10 protein-coding genes are annotated in these 13,072 nt (G+C 28.0%); 3 read left to right on the forward strand and 7 right to left on the reverse strand.

Translation table 11 applies throughout. The annotated features are described in order from the left end of the window. The 3 genes from BZ132_RS03580 to BZ132_RS03590 all read right to left on the reverse strand — a co-directional run. Positions 1-265: hypothetical protein (locus BZ132_RS03580; protein WP_286940510.1), on the reverse strand; the 265-nt coding region annotated here is incomplete at its 3' end. Between the two features lie 329 nt (positions 266-594). Continuing rightward, entirely contained in the window at positions 595-2,748 is a 2,154-nt protein-coding gene (locus BZ132_RS03585) for a polyphosphate kinase (RefSeq protein WP_394339516.1), read from the reverse strand. Continuing rightward, entirely contained in the window at positions 2,741-3,658 is a 918-nt protein-coding gene (locus BZ132_RS03590) for an exopolyphosphatase (RefSeq protein WP_112149471.1), read from the reverse strand. Before BZ132_RS03590 ends, BZ132_RS03585 begins: the two co-directional genes overlap by 8 nt. 392 nt (positions 3,659-4,050) lie before the next feature. Here BZ132_RS03590 and BZ132_RS03595 point away from each other — a divergent pair, with 392 nt between their 5' ends. Next, positions 4,051-5,997: a cation:proton antiporter gene (locus BZ132_RS03595; RefSeq protein ID WP_011406321.1), complete on the forward strand. Its 1,947-nt coding sequence runs from the start codon at positions 4,051-4,053 to the stop codon at positions 5,995-5,997. A 98-nt stretch (positions 5,998-6,095) separates the two neighbouring features. Next, positions 6,096-6,434 carry a DUF4268 domain-containing protein gene (locus tag BZ132_RS07640; protein WP_083757034.1) on the forward strand — a complete coding sequence of 113 codons (339 nt, stop codon included), beginning with the start codon at positions 6,096-6,098 and terminating at the stop codon, positions 6,432-6,434. 135 nt (positions 6,435-6,569) lie between these two features. Here the strand turns inward: BZ132_RS07640 and BZ132_RS03600 are convergent, their stop codons facing one another. Genes BZ132_RS03600 through BZ132_RS03610 form a run of 3 tightly spaced genes read right to left on the reverse strand, consistent with a single transcriptional unit; the run spans position 6,570 to position 8,903 of the window. After that, the gene (locus tag BZ132_RS03600) at positions 6,570-7,418 is read right to left on the reverse strand and encodes a zinc-ribbon domain-containing protein (protein ID WP_011406322.1); all 849 of its coding nucleotides are present in this window, start codon (positions 7,416-7,418) and stop codon (positions 6,570-6,572) included. Between the two features lie 12 nt (positions 7,419-7,430). Beyond that, entirely contained in the window at positions 7,431-8,339 is a 909-nt protein-coding gene (locus tag BZ132_RS03605; protein WP_286940512.1) for a zinc-ribbon domain-containing protein, read from the reverse strand. 9 nt (positions 8,340-8,348) lie between these two features. Continuing rightward, positions 8,349-8,903 carry a hypothetical protein gene (locus BZ132_RS03610; protein ID WP_286940513.1) on the reverse strand — a complete coding sequence of 185 codons (555 nt, stop codon included), beginning with the start codon at positions 8,901-8,903 and terminating at the stop codon, positions 8,349-8,351. Positions 8,904-9,297: 394 nt separating this feature from the next. Here BZ132_RS03610 and BZ132_RS03615 point away from each other — a divergent pair, with 394 nt between their 5' ends. Continuing rightward, positions 9,298-9,594 carry a DUF2085 domain-containing protein gene (locus BZ132_RS03615; RefSeq protein ID WP_286940514.1) on the forward strand — a complete coding sequence of 99 codons (297 nt, stop codon included), beginning with the start codon at positions 9,298-9,300 and terminating at the stop codon, positions 9,592-9,594. A 192-nt stretch (positions 9,595-9,786) separates the two neighbouring features. Here BZ132_RS03615 and BZ132_RS03620 read toward each other — a convergent pair whose 3' ends face one another. After that, the gene (locus tag BZ132_RS03620) at positions 9,787-12,822 is read right to left on the reverse strand and encodes a type I restriction endonuclease subunit R (RefSeq protein ID WP_286940516.1); all 3,036 of its coding nucleotides are present in this window, start codon (positions 12,820-12,822) and stop codon (positions 9,787-9,789) included. Between the last annotated feature and the right edge of the window lie 250 nt (positions 12,823-13,072).

Here is a 13,072-nt window from a genome sequence, read left to right on the forward strand (position 1 = left end):
TGTAGTCTGTTTTATCTTCATTTTCATAGTCTATTCCATCATCTTCATCTTGTGCATTGTTGTTTTCTTCTATTTCATCATCTATTGTGTAGTATGGTTTGTTGTCAGAGTTTATGTTTGTTTTTGTTGTTTCGGGATTGTTGTTCTTTTCTATATTTTGTTTTTCTTGTGTAATTTCTGTGTTTGTATCAGTTGCACTTATAGTTGTTAGTCCTATTAATAATATTATCAATGTTATAATAAATATTAATTTTTTATCTTTCATGTTACCACTTTTATTTTAAAAATTCTAATTCAAATTAAGTTTATAAAAAACAATAATAATTTGAATTATTTCTTTTTTTGTAGTGCGTAGTTAATAAATCTATGGTTATTTATTAAAATATTATTGACTAGTTTTATACAGCGCTTTATTATTTTATTTAACACATGTTCTTGTATGGTTTTTATACTAATTATTAGTATTTTTTAATTCATTTACAAGCAATAATACGTGTTATTCAATAATTAGTTTAATTTACTTTTTTAAAATTAGAATTAGGACTTTGTAGAAATGATTTTTACAAAGACAAAAAAAGGAAGGGGATGAGTTCTCTAAAATAATTGTTGAATATAATCAATAATTCTTCTGAAAATAGATTTATTTTCCTCATAAGTATTATATTCTTTGATTTCTTTTATTGCACGTTTTTGGAAGAAATCCTGTGAACTAAATTGTTTTTGCTCTTTAATATATTCATAATCACCTTTTTTATTGATTCTACGACCTTTAATATCATCTTTTAGCATGGCTTCTATATCTTCAAGAATTCTTTTTCTAATATCAAAATCTTCAATAGGACATGCAACTTCAACTCTTTTTGCCGTATTTCTGGTCATAATATCAGCACTGGAAATATAAATTTTTCTATCAGAACCCTTACCAAAAATATAAATTCTTGAATGTTCAAGATATCTGCCAACAATACTTCTAACTTCAATATTGTCTGTTTTACCTGGAAGTCCTGGTATTATACAACAAATACCTCTTATTATCATGGTTATTTTAACACCCTTCTGGGAAGCTTCAACTAACTTGTTAATAATCTTTCTATCAGTTAAGGAATTCATCTTCATTATAATTCCATTTTCCATATTATTTTCTGACTTCTTTATTTCCTCATCAATATATTTAATTATATTATTTCTAAGACTAGTTGGAGCAACAAGTAACTTATCATATGTTCCATTAAGATTAGATAATGCCATATTTTTAAAGAAACGTATAGCATCTTCTCCTATTGTTTGATTTGATGTAAGATATGCATAATCAGTATATAACTTTGCAGTTTTCTCATTATAATTTCCAGTACCAATCTGAGTATAATGAGTTATTTTATTTTTAGATTTTCTTGTTACAACACAAATCTTTGAATGAACCTTGTAATTTTCAAAACCATAAATTATTTGACATCCTGCTTCTTCAAGAAGTTCAGCATTATATATGTTGTTTTTCTCATCAAAACGTGCACGTAATTCAATAAGAACACTTACATCCTTTTCATTTTCAATAGCTTCAAGTAAATATTTAATTACCTGGGATGATCTTGCAACACGATATAATGTAATTTTAATGGATGTTACATCATCATCATTTGCAGCTTCTTTTAAAAATCCAAGAAATGTGTTCATGGATTCATATGGATAGAAAAGTAGGACATCTTTTTTATCTAATTGTTTAAATACTGATTTTTTAGTATTAAGATTTGGTGATTTTTGAGACTTAAATTCTGGAAATGTTAATTCTTCCTTAATTTGTTGTGGCAGAGAATCAATTAAATCATAGGTATAATCCATATTAATAGGAGTATTTGTTACAAAGACTTGATTTTTATGTAAATCAAGTTTACGTCTTAAATTCTTGTTATATTTATGATTATAGTATTTATAAAACTCTAACCTTATAGGTGCAAGCCTATTTCTTTTTTTAAGAATATTTTTCATATAGTGTCTATAATCTTCATCCTCATCTATTGGAGAGTTTTGTAAGTTCACATCAGCATTTCTTGTTACTGCTGTAATTGTAGAATATTTAACAGTATAATTTGAAAATATTTTCTCTGCAAATGCATAGATTAATTCTTCCATAAGAATATATTCATGTGTACCTGGAAACATCACATATGCAGGTAACTGTTTTGGTATAGGTATTAATCCCATACAACGAGTATTTTCATTCTCAAGTATGGAATAAATATACAACTTCTTATTAATCATATGTGGAAATGGATGTCTTAGATCTATAATTTGTGGAGAAAGTAGTGGTGAGACATTTTCATAGAAATATTGTGTTATGTATTTTCTTTTTAAACTATCTAGTTCATCAAAACTATGTCTAATAATACGATATTCACGTAACTTAGCCAATATCTTAGAATATATTTCATCTTTTTCTTTATAAAGAGGTGCTGTTTTTTCATATATTAAATTCAATTGTTCCTTTGCAGTAAGTCCTGTTTTATTATCTCTAAGTTTTTTATCAACAAGACTTATATCATATAAACTTCCACATCTAATCATGTAAAATTCATCAAGATTACTTGTGAATATTGATATGAATTTTACTTTTTCAAGAAGAGGAACTGTTTCATCAGCAGCTTCTCTAAGTACTCTTTGATTAAATTTAAGCCATGATAACTCCCTATTTTGTGTATATTTATATTTAGAAGGAGTTTCTTTTTTTCTTATTATATTATTGGTTTCATTCATTGTCATTTTTATCATTCTCTATAATGGAATATACTACTCCTTCTCGTACAGTTTTATGACTTACATGGATTTGTTTTATATTAAAATATTCTGCAATTGTTGCTATTATGACAAGACCTGGTACAAGTGTATGTATACGTTCTGCTTTTACTTGAAGAATTTTAGTAAAATATTCTTTATTATTTTTATTTAATTCACTTTGTAATTTTTTAAGCATTGCTGGTGTTATAATAGATGTTTTGTCTTCTTTTATACATATATGTTCCAATACCTTTTTAATAGCACGTATTGTACCACCAACAGCATATAAGTGGGTGACTGTATGTTTATTTACTTCTGATTTTTTAATTTTCTCTAATACATCATTTCTTATAGCTTCACATTCACTAGTTGATGGTAACATAACAGATACATATTTGTAGTAACTATTTAGTGAGCCAATATCTATACTTGTTAATTCTTGTGGTGTTCTATTGTTAAAGTAAACAATTTCAGAACTTCCTCCACCAACATCACAGAGAATACCCTCATCAGATGTCATTTTTCCACTATTTTTAACAGCATTAAAACTCATCATAGCTTCAGTTTTACTCTCAAGTAAATATATATCAATATTAAGTTCTTCTTTTATAAGTTGAAGAATATCATCACTATTTTTGAGATTTCTTATACTAGCAGTTGCAAAGTAACAAACATTATCAACTTTTAATTGAATAAGATTCTTTTTAAATGATTTTAATATGGATAATAATGTTTGAATTCCTTCATCATTTAATTTATTATTTTCTTTATATGAAATAAGACCAGCTGTTTTCTTTTTTGAAATTATTGTTTTAAGTTTTCCTTTTTTATACTGGTATAGTTGTAATCTTATTGTATTTGAACCTATATCTACTACTGAATATATCATTCTATTAAACCTTTTATATTACTTTTCATTACTTGAATATTTTTCATTTAGTTTATTTATAATTATTTATTCAGAGAATTATTTTTCATATAATGGGTATAATTGCTATAAAATGTAAACAATTTGTGAACAAGAAATTAAAGACTAAGTAGCAAAGTATGAATTTATTCTATATAATAATACACATTTTAGGAAAAATACTCCTCATGTAATCTATTTAATTTGATATTATGTATTTATTTTTAATACTCTAAAAATGATTAATATTCCATGAATATTTAGAATATTTCCATAAAATTTAAAAAAATAGAAATACATATATATAAATTGTATAAAAACAGAAAAATATTAATTTAGAATAAAAGATAATCTTTAAACTTGAGGAAGAAACAATGGACTTATTTATATTACAAAATATAACAGTAATACTTCTAACAGCTGTTATTATTTTATTAATATTCAATAAACTTAAACTCCCTTCAATGATTGGATTGTTTCTTACAGGTATAGTGCTGGGACAGTTTCTTCATTCAGCAGAAACAATAAATACAATCTCAGAACTAGGTGTAATATTTTTACTATTTATTATAGGATTAGAATTTTCAATGGAAAAATTCTCATCAATAAAACACTATGCAATAATAGGTGGTATATTACAAGTTCTACTAACAACATTAATAGTAACGATATTATCAGTACTAGTGGGATTTCCAATAAATCAAGGAATATTCATGGGATTTCTAGTATCATTCAGTAGTACAGCTATTGTAATGAAATTAATTCAAGAACGACAAATGAACAATAGTATACAGGGAAAAGTAGTTCTGGGTATACTGATATTTCAGGATATAGCAGTTATACTGGTTTTACTTCTAACACCACTACTGGGTGGAAGTAAAATAGATATAACAACACTACCACAAACACTAATAACTGTAGTAACATTAGTAGTGGTACTAGCAGTATGTTCTAAATGGATAATTCCAAAAGTATTACACATAGCATCATATACAAAAAATAGGGATTTATTCATACTATTAACACTAGTTATATGTCTTGGTACAACATATGCAACATCCCTTGCAGGAATATCTCCAGAACTTGGAGCATTTATTGCAGGACTTATGATTTCAAAAACAGAATTCAGTCACCAAACACTAGGATATGTAGAACCATTTCAGGACGTGTTTATGAGCCTGTTTTTAATATCAATAGGTTTAATGTTAGATGTAAACTACTTCATTAGTAACATAGTATTAATAATTGCCCTTGCAATAGTTGTATTAGTAGTTAAAATATTAGCAACAGGAACAACAATTGCAGTACTAAAATTACCAATGAGAATTATAGTAATAGTATCAGTATTACTATCACAAATAGGAGAATTTTCATTTATATTGGCAGCAGAAGGACTAAAATATAATCTAATAACAAATGATTTATTCACCTTATTTTTAGCAACAACAGTAATTACAATGTCATTAACACCATTTTTACAAAAACTAACACCAAAAATAATTGAAAAAATAGGAAATAGAGGTATGCGTCTTCCAGAAAATGATGAAGCACTACCAACACAAATAGATGAAAATGATGAAAACATATCAGACCATGTGATACTAGCAGGATTTGGTGTAAATGGAAGAAACATAGCAAAAGCATGTAAAAACCAAAACATACCATACATAGCAATAGATCTAAATCCTATAATTGTTAAAAGACAAAAAGCATTAGGAGAACATATTATTTATGGTGATGCTTCAAAAGAAAATATACTAGAAGAAGTTAATATTTCAAAGGCAAAAATGATAATTATAGCAACAACAGATTATAGGGGAAGTCTTAAAGCAACAGATACTGCACGTAGATTAAATCCAAATATACACATAGAAGTAAGAACTAAATACATAAAAAATGTTGATGAATTATATGAAGCAGGAGCAGATGAAGTAATACCTGAAGAATTTGAAACAGGACTTGTGATCTTCTCACGTATAATGGACTTCTATAACAAAGATCCTGATGAAATAACAGAGACAATAAATGAGCTTAGATCAGACCATTACAATGAATTAAGATTGATTTCAACTGATGATTTATCATTAGATCTTAATGAAGCAGACACAGACTTAATAGCAGATTCAATATACATAGATGAAAATAAATCACTGGATGATTATGACTTTAATAAATATGATCTAACAATAACATCTATAATACGAGGAAATGATACAATAACTGAATTTAGTGATAAATTCCAATTACTTGAAAATGATATAGTGTTATTTACAGGTAATGAATCAGATATTAACAGATTCATGAATGTATATAAATACTAAAAAATTTTCTTTTTTAACCTCCCCTTTAATAAAAAACCTACTTTTTATAGAAATATATGCAATATTAAATACTATAGAGAACTTAGCTTTTTTATAATATAAAATTATCTAATGTAAAAAAATCATTAGCTCATCTTAGTTTAAAAATAAACACTCAGAAGAAACACATCTTAACTCAAATATGGATTAAAAATAATAATGAATTATTTGAATACTTATTTACCAATAAAGAAACGATAGAAGAAGAGTTAGGCTTTGAATTATTTTGGAGGAATAAAGAAAACAATAAATCATCAACAATAGGTATTAGACGTAATATAGATTCAATAAAGAAAGATAACTGGGATGAATATATTAAATGGCACATAGATATGGGCGAAAAATTCAATAAGGTATTTGCTCCTATAATTAAAGAATTTGAAAATGAACACTGCTAATTGCAAGATACTTAACATGATTAGGTAGAAACCTGTTTATTAATTAATAAAACATGTTTACAAATAAATTAGATAATATCATATAAATAACATATTTTTTTTTAAAAAAGAGAAGAAGTAATGAAATACTATCGATTACATCATTTTTTTGATTTTGGTGACAATATTTGTGACAGGTTTTTTTAGAAACATGTTTGATAAAAATGCTACAACTACACCTAAGATTATCAGAGTAATTAGATGGGTTCCAACGTAGTATTCATATAACTCTACAGCAAATGAACCATATACAACTCCAAAGAGTGGACTTTCTAGAATACCTAAGAATAATCCGACAATGAATCCGGATATTGTTGCATTAATTTCATTATCAATAGGTGCTGCACAGAATCCTACAGATAGTATAATAGCTATTATATATGCATACCATGATAGTTCCAACCATACTCCTATTATAGATAATACTATTGACATTATTAAAGCTATAACAGCGGGTATTATTATGCTTACTAAATTAATTTTTTTTCCAATACTTGGATTTGATTCTTCTCTAGTTTTTATATTATCGTTTATATGGGTTGAGTATTCTCGAGAATATCCTGTACTATTTTGATTATTTACTTTTGTTCCGCATGTTGGACAAAAGAGTGTGTTTTCTGGGATTGGTGTTCCACATTTTTCACATTTTAGTTCTTCTTCCTCTTCATATTCTTCGTCGAGTCTATTGCCACATAATGGACAAAGTATATTGTCTGAATATATTCTGGCACCACAGTTTTTACAGGTCCGGGTAAGGGTTTGTTCTGATGAATTCTGTTCTTCTTCAGTTTTAAACTCTTGACTTTCATCAGATTCAGCCTTTTGGTTTTTATCAGATTTGAATTCTTGATCTTCACCTGTTTTAATAGTGGCTAGTTTTCCGCAATTTGGACAACTTTCCATACCTTCTGGAATAGTTATTCCACAATTATCACATTTAACCATAATGTTTCACCCCTATTCGAATAGTATTTTTTCTTTTATTTTATCAAATTCTTCTTGTGTAATAGAACCCATTTCTAGTAATTCCTGGTATTCCTTTATTTGCTGTGCTTTACTAGGTCCTGCGTCCTGGTTCTGGACAATGACTTGCTGTGGTCTGTCTCTTAATGATTCATATAATGCCACCAGGTCTTGACCGAATTCATAGCTTGGAAGTCTGATTTCATATGATGTGTTATCTACTAGTTTGATCATTAATCTGTCAAACATGTCTGCACTATCATTGTTTGCTATCATATCCTTGAATCTTGTTGCTTTAAGTGATTGGATTTTATTTTGAATGTTTCTTTTAATATCATGAGGGGATGTGAACATTCTTTTAGTGATATCTTCATATCTACTTTCATCACCGAGTCTTTTAGTTACCCTCATGGATACTATCTTGTCAAAGTAGAAGTTATTAATACCAGCATTTACTTTTTCCCAGTCACGGTTGTCTATTTCCATGAAAACAAATTTATTATCCTTAATTAGGAAGAAACCATCATATCTGTTAGTATAATCAGGTCTAAGGTATATATTAAATGTTTTATGTTTAGCACGTATATCTTCTAATGCATTGAAACGTTTCATACTGGTAAGGAAGTAGTCTTCATCTTTGATTCCGAAGTCCTCTGCAAGTTTATCATAACGTGCAAGAACTTCATCACGTTTAGCATTCCATTCTCTTTGTTTAGCAGAAATGGATGCACCATTTTCCAGTTTATAGCCACATTCACGACAGAAGTTTGTGTTTTTATCATTTTTTGCCCCGCATTTTGGACAAATATCTGATGGGGTCTCCGTTTTATCTACTTTTTCTCCACAATTGAAACAGAAATCTGACCCAACGACTTCCGCTCCACAGTTAGGACACTTTACCATAGTGAATCACTAGTTACCTTCAAAATCTTTCAATGTCTTTTTAATTCTGTTTTCCCAGGATTTTTCTTCCATATCTTTAACAGTAGAATCCAGGTTACTTGAAACATTAGAAATAGAACTATTCAATGCATTAATCTTATTATCCATAATATCTAATTCTAATTTCATGAATCCTTTTTCAATGTCCTTATATATTTGAGAATTATCCTCATTAATCATTTCAACATCTGACTGCTCATTAAGCATGTCCATTAATCTTAAAAATACATGCTCCTGATGTTGTTTTTCATACTCCTTTATATCTGCACCACTATAGATCTTGTCTAATAACATCTTTATAACATTAATAAAATCCTGTCTATCAGAGTGGTCGTTAACATTATTTGGAAGAATATCTGTTTTAAGTAAAAATACAGAATCAATTTCTTCATTATTTTTTAAAACTAATGAGTATCCCTTTTGTTGAATATAAACTAGAGCAATAGATTTATTATCATATATATCAAGTTCTACTTTACTAAATTCTTTTGGGATTGATAAATAATCCAAATTACGTACTAGCATTTTTATCATCTCTTTAACATAAACTTATAAAATCACTACTGTTATGATTAAAATAATGATTTTAATTTAATTCTTTTAGAATCAAAAACATTTTACTAAAAATCATACATTTGTAGCTTCTATTTTTATTTTTATTACACACAAGATATAAACATTACCCTAAAACAGTTAATATCCACCATATAATTATATACTAGTCAAAATTCAAATCCTCAAACAAAAAACAAGAAAGATAACCTTAACATAATTTCTTTACTAGTACATTCAAAAATAAAGGATTAAAATTTAGAAAATCATTAGTCTATCTATTATTATTTTTTATATTATAAACTTTCAATATTAAATAGAAGTGGTAAATATAAAATAAAACATATGACATATAATTTATATATATATGAAAATAATCAACTTAATTTGCCATAGAAATCCTAATAGAAGTTTTTTCATAAAAGGACATCAATTTCCAGTATGTATTCGCTGTACTGGATGTTACTTAGCAATATCATTATATTTAATATACACATACTATTTTTACGTTGATTACACTATTTACTTGATAATAACAGCAATACTACTATTAATACCAATGGCTATAGATGGAACAACACAATTACTAACAAATAGAATAGTAATAATACACTACGATTCATTACAGGATTTTAGGTGGATTAGATTTATGTATCATAATTAAAGCAATTAAATATTATATTTTAGTGACAATTATATTTTTTATTATATTTTAATTACTATAGGTTCTACGTTAATTTATTTAAAGTTTGATTTTTTAAATATATGTATATAATTTACATTTAAACCAATTTCTTTTTTATATAAAATATTTATTTTTGTTTTTCTACAAAAATTAAAAAAAAAGAGGAGTGTTTTACAAGTTATCTGCCATTAGTTCGCATTGTTGTAGTACTGTTTTCATTGCTTCGTCGAATCCTTTTGGTGGGTAGTCGTATTGTTTTAGTAGTCTTTTTACTTGTACTTTCATTTTTGCTCTTGCACTTTTCTTTTTTCTCCAGTCTATTGTTTTTGTTTCGTTTAGTTTTCGTGTTAGTTCGTGTGTCATTTTTATTAGTTCTTCGTTGTTGTAGAAGTCTTTTATTCCTTCAGGTTTTGTTATTGCATCGTAAAATGCTTGTTCTTCTGTTGTTAGTCCTAGTTTTTCTCCCTTGTTTTGTGCTTGTTTTATATCTTTACCCATTTTTATTAGTTCAGTTATTACATCTTCATTTGTTATGTGACCGTTGATGTAGTTGTTTATTGTGTCGTTGAGTAGTTGTGAGAACTGTTCTGATTTTACCACGTTTGTTTTTCTGTATGTTCTTATTTGATCGTTCAGTATTTTTTCCAGCATTTTTCTTGCCAGGTTTACTTCGGGCATTGCTGCTATTTTTTCTAAGTATTTTGGGTCGAATAGTGATATTTCTTCTTGGCTTCCTTCGAAGAGGTTTATTATTCCATTACTTTTAATGGAGTGTTTTAGTAGTTGGTTTATTTGGTTGTTTATTTCTTTTAGTGATATTTGTCCTTTTTTTGTTATTTGTGATAGTAGGCTTCGTACTGCTACAAAGTAAGCAGCATCCATTCTTTCATCTTCTGTTGTTTTACTTCTGCATAGGCTTAGTGCTTGTTTTAGTTTTAATGATTCTTTAAGGTACGTGTCTTCTGCATCTTCTGAGTTCTTGGATTCTATGAAATTCACTCCACCTTTTATTGCATCTGCTCTTTTTAGGTTATTTTCTCCATAAAAATCTGAGAAATCATAGCCATAAAATAGGTCTTTACATATTTCTAATTGTTTCTGGAATTCAGGGTATGCTGTGTTTTCTATTCTTGTATCACCATAATTTTTCTTATCATTTGCAGTATAATCTCTCATTGCTTCTTTCAGTGCATTGGATAATCCTATGTAATCTACTATTAATCCTCCTTCCTTGTCCTTGTATACCCGGTTTACTCTTGCTATTGCCTGCATTAGTGTATGTCCTTTCATTGGCTTATATATATACATTGTTGCTAGAGAGGGCACGTCAAATCCAGTTAGCCACATATCCACTACTATTGCTATTTTAAATGGATCCTTGTCATCTTTGAATTTTCTTGTTAATTCTGTTTTCTGTTTCTTTGTTCCAATGATTTCATGCCATTCTTCAGGGTCCTTATTAGAGGAAGTCATCACTACATTTACTTTTTCCTGCCAATTGGGTCGTATTTCTAGTATTCTCTGGTATATTTTAATTGCTATGTCTCGTGAGTATGCTACTATCATAGCTTTACCTGTTAGTAGATATTCACGGTTTTCCTCATAATGTTTCAGGATATCCTCAACAAGTGTGTTAATTGTTTCTTTTGAGCCTAAAATTATTTCCATTCTACTTAATTCTTTTTTGCTTTTCTCGATATCTGAATTCTGAGCATTCATAGCTAGTTCATCATACTTATCATCAATTTCATGTAGAATATCATTATCTAATTTAAGATTCACAACTCTATCTTCATAGTATATAGGTACGGTTGCCTTATCTTCAACAGACTGAGTCATATCATAGATATCAATGTAATTTCCAAAAATTTCACGAGTACTTTTGTCTTTACTAGAAATAGGAGTACCAGTAAAGCCAATATATGTAGCATTAGGTAAAGCATCACGTAGACGTCTTGCATCACCTACAATAATCTTACCAGTACGTGTATCAACCCTTGTTTCAAGGCCATACTGGCTACGATGAGCCTCATCAGTTATAACAATAACATCATCTCTATTAGTTAAGGACTCCTCAGAATCATCAAACTTCTGAATAGTAGTAAAGAAAATACCATTAGCTTGTCTATTATTTAACAATTCCTTCAAGTCATCCTTACTCTCAGCCTGCACAGGCTTTTGTCTTAAAAACTCAGAACAATGAGAAAACTGTGCAAATAACTGGTTATCCAAATCATTACGATCAGTAACAACAACAAAAGTAAGATTACTCATCAACTGTTCTAACAAGTGAACATAAAAAACCATAGATAAAGACTTACCACTACCCTGAGTATGCCAGAAAACACCAGCCTTATGGTCACTCTCAATAGCTTCAAGAGTACTCATAACAGCTTTATGAACAGCAAAATACTGATGATAAGCCCCTAAAATCTTACTATAATACTGACCATCCTTAGAAAACAATAAAAAATTTCTTAAAATATCAATAAACCTATTCTTTTCAAAGATACCTTCAAAAAATGTATTATAATCAGCAAACTCTGTAGACTCATAACTTCCATCAGTACTCTTCCACTCCATAAATCTATCTTCGCTAGAAGTTAAAGTACCGACCTTATTAATTTCCATGTTACTCATAACACAAAAAGCATTATAATAAAATAAACGAGGAATCTTATTCATCTGATTTTTAAGTTGAGTATAAGCATCACTAACATCAACTTCCTCCCTAGAAGGAGATTTAAGCTCCATAACAATAAGAGGTAAACCATTAACAAACACAACAACATCCGGACGCCTATTCTCATCCTCAGAAACATTAGTGACAGTCCACTGATTAACAACCCTAAAATCATTACGATCAACATCATCAAAATCAATTAACTTAACAATAACATGACGCTCATCACCATCACTAACATATGAAACATTAATACCATTCTGAAGATAAGAAGTAAACAACTCATTTTTAAACTCAAGACTACCTAAACCAAAATCCTGCAACCGACGAATAGCCTCACAAATAGCTTCACTAGGAACATCCCTATTAATACTTCTTAAACAATCCTCTAAAACAGGAACATACAAAGGATTCTCATAATCCCTATTAATATCATACCCACACTCAACATGATAACCTAACACATCTTGAAATAATTCCAAAATAGCCTCTTCATAATTCTCTTCATTAAAGTCAGAATTCATAACACATAGCCTCGTAAAAATATAATTAATTAACTATCTATAAGTAATAACTGATAAACTTTATTAAACAAACGAATAAAACAAATATAAAAAACAACAACAAACAATAATAAAAATAAAACAATAACCTAACAATAAATAAAAAAACAATTAAAAAAATCTCATAAAAATAGAACAATATACAATAAATTAAATAAAATATGAACATTAATAAAAAAATAAATAAAAATTTATACTTCTACTTGTGATA

The sequence above is a fragment of the Methanosphaera sp. DEW79 genome (assembly GCF_003266085.1).
Classification (GTDB): Archaea; Methanobacteriota; Methanobacteria; order Methanobacteriales; family Methanobacteriaceae; genus Methanosphaera; species Methanosphaera stadtmanae.

Bases quoted from the DNA above. Each gene is read 5' to 3' on its own strand.
- BZ132_RS03585 (WP_394339516.1), bottom strand. From the start codon at position 2,748: ATGAATGAAACCAATAATATAATAAGAAAAAAAGAAACTCCTTCTAAA.
- BZ132_RS03590 (WP_112149471.1), bottom strand. From the start codon at position 3,658: ATGATATATTCAGTAGTAGATATAGGTTCAAATACAATAAGATTACAA.
- BZ132_RS03595 (WP_011406321.1), top strand. From the start codon at position 4,051: ATGGACTTATTTATATTACAAAATATAACAGTAATACTTCTAACAGCT.
- BZ132_RS03600 (WP_011406322.1), bottom strand. From the start codon at position 7,418: ATGGTTAAATGTGATAATTGTGGAATAACTATTCCAGAAGGTATGGAA.
- BZ132_RS03605 (WP_286940512.1), bottom strand. From the start codon at position 8,339: ATGGTAAAGTGTCCTAACTGTGGAGCGGAAGTCGTTGGGTCAGATTTC.
- BZ132_RS03610 (WP_286940513.1), bottom strand. From the start codon at position 8,903: ATGCTAGTACGTAATTTGGATTATTTATCAATCCCAAAAGAATTTAGT.
- BZ132_RS03615 (WP_286940514.1), top strand. From the start codon at position 9,298: ATGAAAATAATCAACTTAATTTGCCATAGAAATCCTAATAGAAGTTTT.
- BZ132_RS03620 (WP_286940516.1), bottom strand. From the start codon at position 12,822: ATGAATTCTGACTTTAATGAAGAGAATTATGAAGAGGCTATTTTGGAA.